Source organism: Prevotella sp. P4-51 (assembly GCF_002251455.1).
In the GTDB taxonomy this organism is placed as follows: domain Bacteria; phylum Bacteroidota; class Bacteroidia; order Bacteroidales; family Bacteroidaceae; genus Prevotella.
The window spans coordinates 1-13,684 of the sequence record NZ_NPJM01000026.1; the positions used below are offsets into that span (position 1 = coordinate 1).

Annotated in this window: 13 protein-coding genes and 1 rRNA gene; all 14 read right to left on the reverse strand. The window is 47.8% G+C overall.

The window, feature by feature from the left end:
* Positions 1-109 precede the first annotated feature (109 nt).
* Positions 110-895, reverse strand: a complete 786-nt coding sequence (locus tag CIK94_RS02630; RefSeq protein ID WP_094421167.1) for a hypothetical protein — start codon at positions 893-895, stop codon at positions 110-112.
* Positions 883-1,854: a hypothetical protein gene (locus tag CIK94_RS02635; protein WP_005812863.1), complete on the reverse strand. Its 972-nt coding sequence runs from the start codon at positions 1,852-1,854 to the stop codon at positions 883-885. Before CIK94_RS02635 ends, CIK94_RS02630 begins: the two co-directional genes overlap by 13 nt.
* Positions 1,855-2,010: 156 nt before the next feature.
* The gene (locus tag CIK94_RS02640; protein WP_005812865.1) at positions 2,011-2,910 is read right to left on the reverse strand and encodes a toprim domain-containing protein; all 900 of its coding nucleotides are present in this window, start codon (positions 2,908-2,910) and stop codon (positions 2,011-2,013) included.
* A gap of 200 nt (positions 2,911-3,110) precedes the next feature.
* Positions 3,111-4,217, reverse strand: coding sequence for an AAA family ATPase (locus tag CIK94_RS02645; protein WP_005812867.1), 1,107 nt, complete (start codon positions 4,215-4,217; stop codon positions 3,111-3,113).
* 2 nt (positions 4,218-4,219) lie between these two features.
* Complete coding sequence (locus CIK94_RS02650; protein ID WP_005812869.1) at positions 4,220-4,561, reverse strand: AlpA family transcriptional regulator; 342 nt, start codon at positions 4,559-4,561, stop codon at positions 4,220-4,222.
* Between the two features lie 43 nt (positions 4,562-4,604).
* Positions 4,605-4,973 (reverse strand): helix-turn-helix domain-containing protein, encoded by a 369-nt coding sequence (locus CIK94_RS02655; RefSeq protein ID WP_004320284.1) that lies wholly within the window; start codon positions 4,971-4,973, stop codon positions 4,605-4,607.
* 133 nt (positions 4,974-5,106) lie between these two features.
* A complete protein-coding gene (locus CIK94_RS02660; protein ID WP_173845663.1) occupies positions 5,107-5,748 on the reverse strand; it encodes a hypothetical protein in 642 nt (213 codons plus the stop codon).
* Positions 5,749-6,071: 323 nt separating this feature from the next.
* Positions 6,072-7,319, reverse strand: a complete 1,248-nt coding sequence (locus CIK94_RS02665) for a site-specific integrase (RefSeq protein ID WP_005812874.1) — start codon at positions 7,317-7,319, stop codon at positions 6,072-6,074.
* Complete coding sequence (locus CIK94_RS02670; protein ID WP_005812876.1) at positions 7,316-7,882, reverse strand: hypothetical protein; 567 nt, start codon at positions 7,880-7,882, stop codon at positions 7,316-7,318. The genes CIK94_RS02665 and CIK94_RS02670 overlap by 4 nt, the downstream gene beginning before the upstream one ends.
* Before the next feature lie 201 nt (positions 7,883-8,083).
* Positions 8,084-9,985 carry a molecular chaperone DnaK gene (dnaK, locus tag CIK94_RS02675; protein WP_022311311.1) on the reverse strand — a complete coding sequence of 634 codons (1,902 nt, stop codon included), beginning with the start codon at positions 9,983-9,985 and terminating at the stop codon, positions 8,084-8,086.
* 287 nt (positions 9,986-10,272) lie between these two features.
* Positions 10,273-11,304 (reverse strand): recombinase RecA, encoded by a 1,032-nt coding sequence (gene recA / locus CIK94_RS02680; protein WP_022311312.1) that lies wholly within the window; start codon positions 11,302-11,304, stop codon positions 10,273-10,275.
* Between the two features lie 16 nt (positions 11,305-11,320).
* Positions 11,321-12,547: a saccharopine dehydrogenase family protein gene (locus CIK94_RS02685; protein ID WP_094386278.1), complete on the reverse strand. Its 1,227-nt coding sequence runs from the start codon at positions 12,545-12,547 to the stop codon at positions 11,321-11,323.
* A gap of 6 nt (positions 12,548-12,553) precedes the next feature.
* A complete protein-coding gene (locus tag CIK94_RS02690) occupies positions 12,554-13,156 on the reverse strand; it encodes a DUF6621 family protein (protein ID WP_094421171.1) in 603 nt (200 codons plus the stop codon).
* Positions 13,157-13,527: 371 nt separating this feature from the next.
* A 5S ribosomal RNA gene (rrf, locus tag CIK94_RS02695) occupies positions 13,528-13,640 on the reverse strand.
* Positions 13,641-13,684 lie beyond the last annotated feature (44 nt).

The window sequence follows — 13,684 nt, forward strand, 5'->3', positions numbered from 1 at the left end:
TGAATGTTAAACTTAAGGACATTGATACTTGGGCTGCCAAGAACATGTCCACAAACTGGGTTACAGAACGAACCAAAATATTCAGAAAAGCAATCTGAATTTGGAACCGTTAACTGGACACCCTAATAAACAATTCATCCAGTTGATCTAACAGTCCGGTCACAAATGCCTCGTCTTGACCGAGTGACTTTGACAATGGTTCTGCGAGAGTTGACCAGTCGGCTCTGATGGAGGCGACAAACTCCCTTATACATGCCACTATTGAAGCAGGAGCCTCAATGTTGTCCTCAGTCATTATGACCACATTTTTCAGGATGTCCGAACGGTGCTTCTTGATGTCTTTGGTGTTCACATGCTTGCCGTCCCGCTTGTCTGCCATGAGATTTAGGTAGGCTCTTGCCTTCAGTGCTATCAAGGCAGCGGAATTGGCATGGCGTATGCCATCAGTCAGTTGGCTGTGTGCGATAGTAAAGTGATAGTAATCATCGTCCATGATGATGGCACTAAGACTCGACACATCTTCATCGGTCGGGATAGGTTCTATGACAAATCCCTTTGGCTCTCCAAGCACGTCGGGGTGGCGTGACAGCAGTTCTATCATCTCGGGATAGCCGTCTTTACCATCAAGGAAACGATACATTTCATACCTTGGTGGCTCACCAGCCTCCTGTTTCCTCTTTTCAGGTCGATAGCCAGCCTCCCGCACAAACTGCCAGAAGCGATTGGCGAAAGCCTCGGTCATGTTCTCTACGATGACTATCATGTCGATGTCGTGTGTGGCGCGTGGACGCACCACGGTATTGGTCATGGTGATGTCACAGGCTGCTCCGCCTATCACCACATAGTTTTCTGAGTATTCCGCAAATGCTTCACGGAACTTGACTAATCCTTCCATTTCTGTTCACTGATTATTCGTTCTACTTCTTTTTCTACTCTCGGATCATCATCATCTCTCAACGAAAGGACAAGGGAAAGGCGATCAACCCACTGGCTTTTGTCGCCCATTTTGCTGACAACAGGGTATTTCCATACCTCTATGATATAGTTGCCGTCATAGATGTTGGGATTCTCCATGACATCAGCCGACTTGACGGCACGATATTCCTTGCTTGTCATCATTATCATCTCTTCCCGGTCACGATTAAGCATGGAATAATGTGCCAGGGCATTGATGCCGCATACGGGGTATTCCGCATCCAAGCGTATGTCATCGCAAAAGATGCGGTTCTCCACAGGTGACAGCAAGACGTTCTGAGCCTTGTCCCACAGTTCCTTGCCCTTCAACTCGAAGTGTACCACCTTGCTGCGCTGTCCGTTCTGAATCTTTTGACACAGTCCTACATCTTCAAGACAGGTGACACCCAACGTGACGCTTTCGTAAGAATATGGAAGCAACGGTGCAATATCCCTTGGCGACATTCCTTCAATACTGCCCACCTGTAGGTGATAGAGTAGTATGTATTGCGCCACAGGGGTCAATACTTCGGCAATCTTCCTGTTGCTTGTCTTCTCCAATGCTATGATGCCTGGCAGATGGGCATATTCCTCGGACATGACAAAGAAGACTCCTTTGTCTGCCAGTCTGTGTCGCTCGTAGGTGGGTCCGGGCGCAAGGATAAACACCGCAGGCAGTCCCAGGGCTTCGGTCAACCGCTTGCCCGTGATGGCGCAAGTCCGTGGAGAGGGATTGCCCTTCTTGGGCTCAACGAACAGCAGGGGCGTGCCTTGGTATGTGCCATCATAGAAACGGTATGAGAGTTTCTCGCCAACCGTGATGCCTTTCAGGCTTTCCTTGGCACGAGGTTCCACCTCAAAGCGTCTGCCCAATATCCTTATTTCTTTTTTCAATTCCATTCTGCTACATTTTAATAATGTATTAAAACGATGCAAAAATAAGGATAATAATTGAGAATCAAGCATGTTTGGGCGAAAAAGTGCAGATTTGATATGTAATTTCAATGCATTTGAGCCATTTTTGCATCAAATGATGGTGTTTTCGTCTTTATAATGTCATTCAGATGCCGTTCGTTTCTTCCTCATCAGATAGTCGTTGACATCCTTGTAGTCGGCATATCTGAAGGACTCGTCCGTCACCCTGTACTCGAATACATTGCTGATGCTCTCAACCGTCTTGCGTCCTGCCTGGTCGTTGTCGAGGAAGCAATGGATGTGGGTGTAACGGTCAAGGTAATGCAATGCCTGTTTGAGGTTGGCGACTGAGTTCAGTATCATATAGTCGCAAGGGCTTTCAACGACAAACCATCGGTCTTGCTGTTTAACGAGGGTCATATAAGCAAGGAAGTCCATGAAGCCCTCAAAGACCAGACAACCGTTTTGCCACTCGTTGAACGTATGGGCAAGCAGGGTGATGTCCTTATGCCCGATGCAGCCCTTGAAATAGGGATTGCGCACCTCATGTCCTTCACTCAGATTGCCAAAGGCAATGCCATAGTAATGTTTTTGCTCAACCTTGTAGTGTATCTCCCTGCAATACATCCTGCCAATGGTGATGTCTATCCGTCGGCTACTGAAATAGGACAGCAGAGAATGGTTGCTCAGTGGGAGCAGCTTCACATCGTTCATCTTGGTTGTCGTGTATTCCTTGGCTGCGATAGCGGTCTCGATTGCCTTATCCACAGTGGCAATACTCTTGGACGCAAGGTAGGCAAGGGCATCGGAAACGGATTGTTTGTTATACATACGCTTTACCAGCTCCACAAGGTCACCGCCCTCCTTAATGGCGTAGTCGTACCACAGGTTCTCCTTCTTGCTGACCTTGAACGATGCGGTCTTCTCGTCCCTGAAGGGTGACAGATACCAGTAGGCATTGCCCTTCTTCTTTTTCAGCGTTACATTCTCCTTGTCTAAGAAGTCTATAATGCTCAGTTTCTTCGATTGTTCAATATTCATTGTACTTTCATTTGTTCGGTTTTACTTTGTCCATGGAAACAGTTTACTTTACCCTTTCTCCTATATAGGCACACCCGTAAACTAAACCATTTGCTAAACTACTTTTCCGCTTCCCAATTCAGCCTCCGATTTCGGTTTACTTTGGCCTTATTTCTTATATATAGGTACGGACGTAAACTAAACTGGTTTCTGAACTGTTTTTATTCCTCTTCATGGAACAGGTCAATCTCGGCAGGTGTATATCCGAAATAGTAATGATTATCCCGCTTCACTATGAGCTTTTGCTCGTTAATCAGGTATTTCAGCATTTTGATGATGACGCTTCTGCCACGCTTAAAGCCAATGTCTGCATAGGCTTGCGTTAATTCCTCCACCATGCGATCGAATCCTTTGATAGGTTTCTCCTTGAATGCAGCCGTCAGCGCCTCGTTATGCTGTTCGGATGTCAAGTCTTGGTAAGTAAACCTTGACGGTTGCTTGTCACCTTCTTCCTTCTCCGGCGTGTGCTCGACAATCTCTGGCAACCCTTCCTCATTGACTGTAAAGGCAAACGGCTTGAACTCCTTCTCACGGATGTGCATCGCCTTCACCTCGCTGATGTCGGGATTGGTGGTGCTCTTGGTGATGACAAGCACCGTCTCTGCCTTGTTGTTCATCTCCGTACCGATATGCCCGCGCACGTTATTGTCGCCCTTGTTCTGATGCAATACGCAATGGATGTGCAGGTCATACTTTGATGACCATTCCATCATCTTGTTGATGACCTCGACCGATTCTCCCGCATTGTTGATGTCGAGAAGCAGGTCTCTGATTCCGTCGATGATGACCAGTCCATAGCTTTGGTCTTGGGCAAGCGCATAGTCTATGACCTCTATCCTGACGGAGGGCGTGTACTCTCTCAGACAGATAAAGTCAAGGTTCTCGTTGTCGATGCTTGTAGGTAGACCAGCGAGCTTCAGGATGCGCTCCAGCACATTATGGCAGTGATAGCGGCTCTGCTCCGTATCTACATACAGTATCTTGCGTTTCCCCTCTGGCAGACTGGCGCGATAGTTCAGTACCTTGCCGTTGGCGAGGGAAGCGGCTACCAAGGCAGACACGTTGAAGGTCTTTTTCGCCTTTGCCTTACCAGTAGAAGCACTGAAGTTGCCCAATGTGGCTATGCTGGAATTATCAACCCATATAATCTGAGGAGGTGTTTTATAAGTATCTGTTGCCTTTATCAACGATTCGCTCAATATGCGATTGAGACGCTGTACTCCTTCCTCTTTTGAGTTAGGCTGTACATGTTTGTTATTTTCTTCCATTTTCATTCTTTCGGATTATCAATTTCTATTTTCGTTACCATTCCAATGACCTCTTGTTTGTTTTGGAGCAGCCACTTGTCGATTTCTTCTCTATTAAAATACAGCATTTTTCCCCTTGGCTTATAGTGTGGAACTTCTTTTGCGGCTGTAAGTTTGTATAGCAGGCTTTCAGAAACACCAATATACTTACATGCTTCGTCAAACCCCAAGACGGTTTTGGTCTGCTTGACCATCTTCTCCAATTCCTCGATTCGCTCTATTAGTTTGTCAATAGGTCCCAAAGCCTCCAAACTGTCTTCTATTGCGACAATTCGCTCATAGAGTCTAAAATGTCTTTCATTCATGTGTCACGTACCTTAATTAAATTGTTTACAGACAGTAGCACGGTTATATTAGCCGTCTATTCTTTCTTTGTGTAGATAGTACATATTCCTCTGCTTCTCTTTGAATCTCGTTCTTCGATTTGCCCTTGGTTCCTTGAAGCCATTCATCTATCTCAGATTTGAGGAACATGATGCGTTTGCCTCTCTTGTGAAACGGTATTTCCCGATTGCTTGTCCAGCAATATATGGTATGCTCTACCGGATGTGTTGGGAGATAAGCACATAATTCAGCAACCGTAAACCATGTTTCTTCTTTTTCTGATTGAACAAGTTCATATATACCATCAATCTTGTCTTCTAATGATGACAGCTTTTTCAGTACCCCCGTTATAGCGTTGGGAATATCTTCAAATCTTATACTATTTTCTTCCATGCTAATTATTTTTTATGATTTTTGATGCAAAGTTATGGGGAGACTGTCACTAAATAGAAAAAGTAACGTGATAGTAAGGCAGTATCAACCAAACTATCACGTTTTTACTTTCATTTAGCAGAATTATTGTGATTTATTCCTCTCTTAATATCTGTTCGATGGATTTGCAGATGGCATATTGACTTGCTGTCATGGAAACGTTTCTTCTTATCCTTGAAAGAGAAGAGGAAAGACAACTTGAAGTTATGAATTTCTCTGTTCCATCCTTTTTGATACTGGTTAAGAAGCGACCTTCTCCCATGACATATTGCCAATTATTGTTTATCAAATGGTATTGAGCCATAGCGTCAAACAGTACGGCTACATTACGTACATTCTTTACACGGATAGATGCGTCCAAGTCGCACTTGAATAGGCGACACAACTCGCTACGCACATCACTGTTGTCGGCAAAATCAAATATGTCGTGACTTTGGACAAGTTCTACCAACAAATCCATCTGTCTGTCTGACAATTGGCATCCCAAAGTGAGGATGGACGATTTCTTTCGGGTAAGGATTGGCAGACCAGTACCCACATGTTGAAGAAGCAACTCAATAAGTTCCTGCTTGGAATAATCTTCTTTTTTCTTGATTATTGACACACACTTAGAGTCTCTAAACAAAGTACCAATAATGCCAATTGCCATCTGTCGCGAGTTCTTACAACGTGCACAATCACAGTCAATATATTGGTGACTGCGCTCAAATAGTTCTATGAAGTACTCTGTCTTCATATGATTCTTTTCAGCTTGAAGATACCAACTTCTTGCGATCTCAAACAACTCATACAGTTCTCTGTAGAAGTCTTCTGTACACTCCACATGTTTGTGGACACGCTTGCTCTCTTCAAAAAGAGAGAAGCCAAAAAAGGCTGTCTTTTTTCATTTTTATCTGTTTATTGTTATAAATGTTTGGTTTCCACGAAAGGTTAAAGTGCCAAAACAATAGCATCATTACATAGAATGTTGAAAATGAAAGGCACTAAAAACCACCTGTACAATAAAGGACTTATTGATACAAGTGGTCTTCTATACTAAGTGCTTACAAATGATAATCACTATTCATCTATGTCCAACTTAAAAGCTTCTGTAGCTTCATCTTTCTTCTTGTCAATTACTTTTGCGTAGATTTGCGTGGTTTTTACATTGGTATGCCCTAACATTTTGCTTACGGTATATATGTCTGTACCGTTAGCCAATTGTAACGTTGCATAGGTGTGGCGGAAGCAATGAAAGGTGATGTGCTTGGTAATCCCTGATGCTTTTACCCACCGTTCCAAAGGCCTAGATATCCATGAAGGGTCAGGCAGTCCGGCAAACACCAACAGTTCTCCGTCTTTCTTGCGCTCACCGCAAAGCTTGTATGCCTGTGGCGATATAGGCATGTATTCAACGCCCTTAGTCTTCTGCTGAGTGAAATTGAGACGGTACCCACCATTGTATTCTTCAACCTCTGACCATTTAAGCTTTTGAATATCGCTATGTCGCATTCCTGTCAGTGCAGAGAACAAGGCTGCCCGTTTTAGTATATCATCACACGGAGTCTTTGCCAATATATTAAGTTCTTCCAGTGACAGATACTCTCTTCGAGCACTCTGAAACATGATATTTTTAGCCTTGGCAGCAATATCACAATTCAGATAGCCATCCACGAAAGCTTGTTTGAGTGCCGCCTTGAAGATAGAGAAGTACGTCGATGCCGTATTCCTTGAAATAGTTCCTTTCTTAGAACCACCCTGCGGTGCCTTTATCAAGAAGGAACGGAATGCCTCAATATACTTCATGTCAATCTGCGAGAACTGTATGTAGTCACACTTGGCAAACATTGACAACAGTGTGTGCAATCTGCGCCAGTTGACAACTATCGATTCTGACGCAGTTTCCTCTCTTTCTTTGATTAACTTCTCAATATACTCCAGAACATTGCATTTTGAGCGTTCGCTTTGTTCTGCCATTTCCATTTGCTGGTCAGTAAAGAGAGCCATGTTGTCGTACTCTTTTTGACGCAGGACTCGAACGCCATCCGCATAAAGGCAAGTTTCCATATCTTGCTTGGATTTACACTGAATAACGCCATTGTCATCTCGCTTGGGCTTGTACTTTATTCTACCAGCAACGGCTCGCTCGCTTCGTCGTTTATCCCATATAGGGGTAGTAATAGACCTCCTGAGATATTCACGCACTCGTTTGGGTTTGTCATTTCCCGTCTCATAAACAGGATAAGCTTCAAGATAGATGAACCACTCATCTCTCCACTCACTTTTCTTTAATTTGACGGAGACTTTAGTATAATCTAATCTTTTCATAATGGTTTTATATCTTTATAAAGTTTGTCTATTGATTCCTTGTGAGCATACACATAATTACCGATTTGCCGGGTCGGTATTGAGTATTTTCGTATATGAGCATACACGGTGCTGTCATCCAGATGAAATTTCTTGGAAATCTCACCTATTGTATAGCAATCCTCTGGTTCCATGCGGTACATGGTAACTGGTTTCCTTGGCTTGGTGTCAAGCGGAGACTGTCTTAACGGAAACAGATTCATTAGTTCTCCTTTGCATACAAGTCGTATTCCTTTCTCTGGCTCAATGAAGGAAATCTTTTTCATGTAGATGAGCCTATAAATGGTTGAGCGGCTTGCACCAAACATAGCATACGCTTCCGTTATGCTGATATACTCTTTAGACTTGGGCATATTGCTTACAATCTTGTCCAGTTCAAGTTGGCGTTTTTCTTCATCATGCTTACGCTTCCACGCCACCTTGGAGCATTTGGGTGAACAATACCAGGACTCCAAAGTCCTTGCGAAGAACTCTTCTCCGCACACAGGACATTTCCGTACTATCTTATACTTTGCTACTGCCATAATTCATTCATTTTGTAGTTCTTAATATCTATTCTTCTCATCATATCTACTTTTTCTTACAGGTACAAATAAGGTACAGATGTTTATAATAATAACGCAAAGATAGCAATATTATTGTGTACGGCCAAAAACAAGAAAAGCGTGTAACTCATTGAGCTACACGCTTTCCATTTGATATTGTATTCTTATTTCTCTATGTGCTTATTTCACCTCCTCGAAGTCAGCATCCTGAATATTGTCATCGGGCTTGCTGTTGGTCTGCTGGTCTGCGCCGGGCTGAGCACCTGCGCCGGGCTGAGCTCCACCCTGATACATTTGGGCGCTGGCAGCCTGCATTACCTGGTTGAGGTTGTTGATGGCGCTGTCGATAGCGGCTACATCAGCGGCCTTGTGAGCGTCTTTGAGCTGCTGCAGAGCCTGTTCGATGCCAGGTTTCTGGTCGGCAGGAATCTTGTCACCGTTGTCCTTGAGGAAGTTCTCGGTGGTGAAAATCATCGAGTCGGCCTGGTTCATCTTGTCGACCTTTTCGCGTTCAGCCTTGTCGGCAGCAGCGTTCTGCTCGGCCTCAGCCTTCATGCGGTCGATTTCCTCCTGGCTCAGACCAGACGAAGCCTCGATACGGATGGCCTGCTCCTTGCCGGTGGCCTTATCCTTGGCACTTACGTTGAGGATACCGTTGGCGTCGATATCGAAGGTTACCTCAATCTGAGGCACACCACGACGTGCGGGAGCGATTCCCTCGAGGTTGAACTGGCCGATGCTCTTGTTCTGAGAAGCCATAGGACGCTCGCCCTGGAGTACGTGGATAGTCACAGCGGTTTGGTTGTCAACGGCGGTAGAGAACACCTCGCTCTTCTTGCAGGGGATGGTGGTGTTGGCGTCGATGAGCTTGGTCATTACGCCACCCATAGTCTCGATACCCAGTGTCAGAGGAGTTACGTCGAGCAATACGATGTCGCCCACGCCGCTCTCCTTGTTGAGGATGGCACCCTGGATGGCAGCACCGATGGCTACTACCTCATCGGGGTTTACGCCCTTGGAAGGTTCCTTGCCGAAGTAGTTCTTTACCAGAGTCTGAACGGCAGGAATACGGCTTGAACCACCTACGAGGATGACCTCGTCGATATCAGATGCCTGCAGACCGGCGTCGCGCATAGCGTTCTGGCAAGGTACGAGACAAGCCTGAATCAGGTTGTGGGCCAACTGCTCAAACTGCGAGCGGGTGAGGGTCTTAACCAAGTGCTTGGGCACACCGCCCTCGGCGCTGATGTAAGGCAGGTTGATTTCGGTTGAAGTAGAGCTTGACAACTCTATCTTAGCCTTCTCGGCAGCTTCCTTCAGACGCTGCATAGCCATAGGATCCTTGGTCAGGTCGATGCCTTCGTCGGCCTTGAAGCCGTTGGCAAGCCAGTCGATGATAACCTGGTCGAAGTCATCACCACCGAGGTGGGTATCACCGTTGGTAGAGAGTACCTCGAACACGCCGCCACCGAACTCCAGGATGGAGATATCGAATGTACCGCCACCGAGGTCGAATACGGCAATCTTCATATCCTTGTTGGCCTTGTCTACACCGTAAGCCAGAGCGGCTGCGGTAGGCTCGTTGACGATACGCTGCACGTTAAGACCAGCTATCTGGCCAGCCTCCTTGGTAGCCTGACGCTGAGAGTCAGAGAAGTATGCAGGAACGGTGATTACGGCGTCGGTAACCTCCTGACCCAGATAGTCTTCGGCAGTCTTCTTCATCTTCTGCAGGATGATGGCCGAAATCTCCTGAGGAGTATACTTGCGGCCTTCGATGTCTACACGAGGATAACCGTTCTCGTTGACTACATTGAAAGGCACACGCTCAGCCTCTTTCTGGCTCTGTGCATAGGTCTCACCCATGAAACGCTTGATAGAGAATACCGTGTTGGTAGGGTTGGTGATGGCCTGACGCTTGGCGGGGTCGCCCACCTTACGCTCGCCGTCCTTGACGAAACCTACTACCGAAGGAGTTGTGCGCTTGCCTTCGCTGTTGGTGATAACTACAGGCTCTGAGCCTTCGAATACAGATACACAAGAGTTTGTTGTACCTAAGTCGATTCCAATAATCTTTCCCATAATTGTATGTTTTTTATTTTTATTCTACGTTATTATTTTTACAACCATCTTAATACAAAAGGTGTGCCAAGAGACGACTTGCGCACTAAATATCTGCCAAATATGTCAGTTGTGTCATTCCCGCGATGGCCATTTCTGCCAAAAGTGTGACAGTCGCCAGCCTCGCCCTTGCCACAGATGCGCCGCCCAGGGGTATATATAATATAGAGGTACGTGCGCGCACGCGCGAAAAGGCACAAAAAAAGCCCTCCCTGTTTGGGGAGAGCTTCCTTATGGTCTATGCGGTCTTAGTCTTTCTTCTCTTCGATAGCCTGCTTGATGAGGGCTTCGAGTTCATCACACAGTTCGGGGTTGTCGCGCAGCAGCGCCTTGGTGGCGTCACGGCCCTGGGCGAGCTTGGCACCATTGTAGGAGAACCAGCTGCCACTCTTCTGGATGATGTCATACTCTACGCCGAGGTCCAGGATTTCTCCGGTCTTGGAGATGCCTTCGCCAAACATGATTTCGAACTCGGCCTTGCGGAAGGGAGGTGCCACCTTGTTCTTGACAATCTTCACGCGGGTCTCGTTGCCTATCACGGTGTCGCCATCCTTGATGGCCGAGCCTTTGCGGATGTCCAGACGCACCGAGGCATAAAACTTCAGCGCGTTACCGCCGGTGGTAGTCTCGGGGTTGCCAAACATCACGCCGATTTTCTCTCTCAACTGGTTGATGAAGATACAGGTGGTATTGGTCTTTGAGATGGTGGCGGTGAGCTTGCGCAGCGCCTGACTCATGAGGCGTGCCTGCAGACCCACCTTGTTGTCGCCCATGCTGCCCTCGATTTCCGACTTGGGTGTAAGAGCTGCCACCGAGTCGATTACCACGATGTCTACCGCAGCCGAACTGATGAGCTGGTCGGCTATCTGCAGTGCCTGCTCACCGTTGTCGGGCTGCGAAATCCACAGATTGTCGACATCCACACCCAGTTTGGCTGCATAGAAGCGGTCGAAGGCGTGTTCGGCGTCGATGAAGGCAGCTATGCCGCCCTGCTTCTGTGCCTCTGCGATGGCATGGATGGCGAGTGTGGTTTTACCCGACGACTCTGGACCATAGATTTCGATGATGCGACCCTTGGGATAGCCGCCCACGCCCAGCGCGATGTCGAGCGTGATGGAGCCGGTGGGAATCACCTCTACGTTCTCGATGTTCTGGTCGCCCAGTTTCATGATAGAGCCTTTGCCAAAGTCCTTCTCTATCTTGGCCATAGCAGCCTGGAGCGCCTTGAGTTTGCCCTCCTGTGCCAGCTGCATTTCCTCGTTTGTTTCTTTCTTTGCCATAATGATTATTCAGGTTTTAGAGTTCAAGGTCACCGTCAAACACCTCATTCCATGGCAGTCCCTGCTTGTTGAGCTGCTCCATGAATGGGTCTGGGTCGAAGTCTTCCACGTTCCACACGCCGGGCTTGCGCCAGAGTCCCTTGAAGAACATCATGGCACCAATCATGGCGGGCACGCCGGTGGTGTAGCTTACTCCCTGCATGCCAGTCTCCTTGTAGGCTTCCTGGTGTTTGCAGTTGTTGTATACATAGTATGTGCGCTCCTTGCCGTCCTTGATACCACGTATGCGGCAGCCGATAGAGGTCTCGCCGTCGTAGTTCTCGCCCAGGTCCTGGGGATTGGGCAGCACAGCCTTGAGGAACTGCAGGGGCACAATCTTGACCTTCACGTTCTTGCCCGAGCCGTCGGCGAGCGGAGCCTCGTATTCGATTTCGTCGATACGCGACATGCCGAGGTTCTGGATGCAGTCGAGATAGGTGAGATACTGCTGACCGAAGGTCATCCAGAAGCGTGCCTGCTTGATGGTGGGATAGTTCTTGACTAGGCTCTCCAGCTCTTCGTGGTGCATCAGATAGCTCTCACGGGGACCTACATTGGGATAGGTGATGGGCTGGTGTACGGCCAGGGGTTCGGTCTCGAGCCACTCGCCGTCCTTATAGTAGAGACCCTTCTGGGTAATCTCACGAATGTTGATTTCGGGGTTGAAGTTGGTGGCAAAAGCCTTGTGGTGATTGCCGGCGTTGCAGTCTACGATGTCCAGATAGTGTATCTCGTCAAAGTAGTGCTTGGCAGCATAGGCGGTATAGATGCCGCTCACACCGGGGTCGAAACCACAACCGAGGATGGCGGTGAGGCCTGCCTGCTCAAACTTCTCCTTGTAAGCCCACTGCCAGCTGTACTCGAAGTGAGCCTCGTCCTTGGGCTCATAGTTGGCGGTGTCCAGGTAGTTGCAGCCACAAGCCAGACAGGCCTCCATGATGGTGAGGTCCTGATAGGGAAGGGCCAGGTTGATTACCAGCTCGGGCTTGAAGTCGTTGAAGAGAGCCTTCAGCTGCTCCACATCATCAGCATCCACCTGTGCTGTCTTGATATTGGGATTACCTATAGCCTTGACTATCTTGTCACACTTTTCCTTGCGACGGCTGGCAATCATGAAATCAGTAAACACGTCGGCATTCTGGTTGATCTTGAATGCCGCTACCGTTGCGACGCCTCCGGCGCCAATCATCAATACTCTGCTCATTTCACTTTATTTTATTTCATTAGATTCTATTCCTAAGGCTTTCATCAACGAGTAGCCCAAGATTTCCTGGCGGAAGTTGCCGCCCATCATGGGCTGCATGGCCATCACGGTGATGCGCTTGTCGTCATCGGCGTTGCGCAGCGTAGACCTCACGATGTCCATCAGCTCGGCATCCTGGTCGTCGGGCACTATTACCAGCCGCTTTACCTCCTCGTGGCCGAGCAGCGTGCTCAGCAGGTCGAGGATGATGTCGCGCTTGGCAGCCATCTCGCCCGAGGGGATGTGGCTGAAGACAAACTCGCCCAACTGCCCGTCGGCGAAGGCTTTGCCGTCGAGCTCAGCCTCATAGTCTGCCGGCGCAAAGTTGGCCATCTTGCGCGAGCCGGCATCGTGTATCAGCACCACCTGGGTCTCGTGGGTTCCGGGGCGCAGTCCGCCGTCGAGAGCGGCACACACAGCCCACTGCGCTATATCGGCCTGGGGGATGCGGCGGCCTATCATACGTTCAAAGTTGACTATGAGGTCAAATGCCACATGGTCCAGGAAATCGGCATCGACGATTATCACCGTCTCGCTCCATTTTATATTGCCTGTTTCAGGTATATTCATGATGCAAATGTACCATTTTTTTTCGATATAAATCAAGAACCAACCAATTATTTTGACCACCAGCATCGTTTAGTCAGTGGCTATCCCCAAGGCGGAGTGTAGCGTTGTTGTGGTTGCAGCGTGTGGACGGGTGGGTTACACGGGGATGGACGCCGGAGAACTATCATTTATCCCAAATCGGCATTAGGAAAAAGTAACCATCCAAAACAAGCCGCCTTTTCCATTTCATCGAGACTGTTTACCTTTTTCCTCAAAAAAAGTTACGTTCAATTTGATTATCGGATGGCAACTATCATCATCTTTGCCCAAATATGACACATGTACCAACGAAAAAAGCCTCAGTCACTGTCGTGACCAAGGCTCTTCGTGAAAAAGGGCGGCTACCTACTCTCCCGCATTGCATTGCAGTACCATCGGCGCAAGTGGGCTTAACTTCTCTGTTCGGAATGGGAAGAGGTGGGACCCCACCGCAATAACCGCCTGATTGATATCGTTCCTGACTCTACTGCCATCGTACGCGGCGCGCAT